We start from the raw sequence: 2,084 nt of genomic DNA, 5'->3' as shown, positions 1-2,084 counted from the left end.
ACTAGGCCTTCTTTTGAAAGTTTGGTTAAAATTTTTGATAAATAGGTAGGTGATACTTTTTGTTTGTCTGCTAACTCGACGACACTGATACTTGTTTCAGAGCCATCTTTAGCCATTAACAGCATGGTATGTAAAGCATAATCTGTTGCTTTTGAATATTTCATCGACTCATCTCCGATAATAAAAATTTTCCTTGCATTTCAGCAGAGGATTCTCCATAATCTAATTAATCTATTATAGATAAATAATATCTTTAAAAAGAGAGTGAGTCAACTGATAGACTCGTTTTTGTAATTATAGTTTTTCGATTTCGTCTAACATACGTGTTAAAGGGACATTCCCAAGTAAATCAAATTGTTCATTGATGATAATTTTAGGGACACCAGAGACTTGGTACTGAGAAGAGTAGTCAGCAAATAGTTGAGCATCTATCATTTCGGCGGTAATATTTTTATTAAGCATTGCGATTTTATGCGCATTATGAACAGCTTGAGGACAGTGGGGACAGCCAAGTGTAATGAATACTTTTAATGTTACCGGCTGATTAATGGACTCAATGCGTGTTAAAACATTGGGTGAGATAGTTAGTTTGTCTTCAGACATTGCAATAATTCCTTGAATAAATGAGCGAATTTCGTAGCCAGCTGGAAGACCGTAGTATTTTACACCAAGAAATTCTTTGTTTTTGTTTAGTAAAATGATTGCTGGTGTACGCTCAACTTGATAGGGATTGTTACTTTGCGTTAGGTCGTATTGATCTAAGACTTCCAAATGGATTAAGTCATGCAAATCGGCAATTTCTTGTGTAAAAGCAATCATTTCCAGTGCTTCGTGAGAGTTTTTTTCATCGAGGTAGAGTTGAATATAGACGGTGTTTTTTACAGCTTGTAATTCATTTTTGATGGTGCTTTTCATATTGCTATTCATGATAATCATCACTTTCTATGGTTATTTTTTCAACAAATTACTTACGGACCTCCTTTAATCGTAGTCATTAAAACGTAATAAATACGTTTTAATGATAGGAGCGTAACATATCCATAGTTTGACCGACAATAAATTTGCTTGTGAATAGGCAAGTACTTATTGATACAAAGAAAGATAATAAACGTTAGGAGCTTAAAGAAGATGATTGGTATGAGTGCATGTTTAGGTGGTATTGCTTGTCGTTATGATGGGCGTAATCAAGGAACAACAGAATTTATTCAACTAGTTGAGCAAGACAAAGTTGTTATTATTTGTCCTGAGGTTTTAGGTGGTCTACCTATTCCTAGAAAACCAGCTGAAATTATTGGTGGAGATGGTTATGATGTTTTAGCTGGTAAGGCTCGTGTCGTGGAAAACGATGGGACAGATGTGACCGATATTTATGTGGCTGGCGCAAGGAAAGCGTACGAAATAATTAAGGATAAAGGAATTACGGTCCTGCTTTTAAAAGAAAAAAGTCCAACTTGTGGCACGCATTATGTTTATGATGGAAATTTTATAGGCGTGATGAAACAAGGAGTTGGCGTTGCGACTGCATTATTTCGCAAAAAAGGGTTAATGGTTTACGCCGATACTGAATGGGAACTAGTCAAAAAAGAGTATGCAAATTTGTTGGTTTAAGTGTCTGGTTTTATTAAAGTGCGTAGCTCTTTTGGCGTTTGAATCCATTTAACTTTTTCCTTGTACGGTTCAAGCAATGTTAGAATTTCAGGTTTAGCTTCATTTTCAAAAATTGTATTGTACTGGTATAAAAAGCGTAAAGTTTTTAAAGTCGGTTGGTAATTTGCAGGTTCAATGTTTAATTTTTGTTTGATAAAACGCGTGAGGATGCGTCGTTTGCGTGTTGTAAGCTTAGTATCAAGAAAAATGATTAAGTCAGCTTTCTCAATTGAGGGTGCAATCCAAGTATGGTGTGCCCCCTCAATAATCCATGCTTCTTTTTGAATGGTCTTTTCAAGAAGTGCATTGCGTGCTGTAATGCTTCTTTTTTTATCTCCATCAGGATGACGTTCCCAAACGATGTTATCTAACTCGTAATGAGGAATTTTTAATTCTGTCGCAAGTTGTTTGGCGAGTGTTGTTTTACCACTTCCAAT

The 2,084-nt window shown here is 35.5% G+C and carries 4 protein-coding genes; 1 reads left to right on the top strand and 3 read right to left on the bottom strand.

Going from position 1 to position 2,084, the window contains the following annotated elements:
* The coding region (locus tag ESZ54_RS11310) for an RrF2 family transcriptional regulator (protein WP_136137762.1) at positions 1 to 164 on the bottom strand (164 nt) is incomplete at its 3' end.
* Positions 165 to 294: 130 nt separating this feature from the next.
* On the bottom strand, positions 295 to 927 hold the full coding sequence (pdo, locus tag ESZ54_RS11305; protein WP_204249553.1) for a protein disulfide oxidoreductase: 633 nt from the start codon (positions 925 to 927) through the stop codon (positions 295 to 297).
* A gap of 201 nt (positions 928 to 1,128) precedes the next feature.
* Here pdo and ESZ54_RS11300 point away from each other — a divergent pair, with 201 nt between their 5' ends.
* Complete coding sequence (locus ESZ54_RS11300; protein ID WP_136137760.1) at positions 1,129 to 1,608, top strand: 2-thiouracil desulfurase family protein; 480 nt, start codon at positions 1,129 to 1,131, stop codon at positions 1,606 to 1,608.
* Here ESZ54_RS11300 and ESZ54_RS11295 read toward each other — a convergent pair.
* Positions 1,605 to 2,084, bottom strand: a 480-nt coding sequence (locus ESZ54_RS11295) for a P-loop NTPase family protein (RefSeq protein ID WP_136137763.1), incomplete at its 5' end; no start/stop codon positions are given. The two genes, ESZ54_RS11300 and ESZ54_RS11295, sit on opposite strands and share 4 nt — an antisense overlap.

Source organism: Vagococcus silagei, assembly GCF_004795745.1.
GTDB classification, from domain to species: Bacteria; Bacillota; Bacilli; order Lactobacillales; family Vagococcaceae; genus Vagococcus; species Vagococcus silagei.
This window is presented reverse-complemented; position numbering and strand designations above follow the sequence as displayed.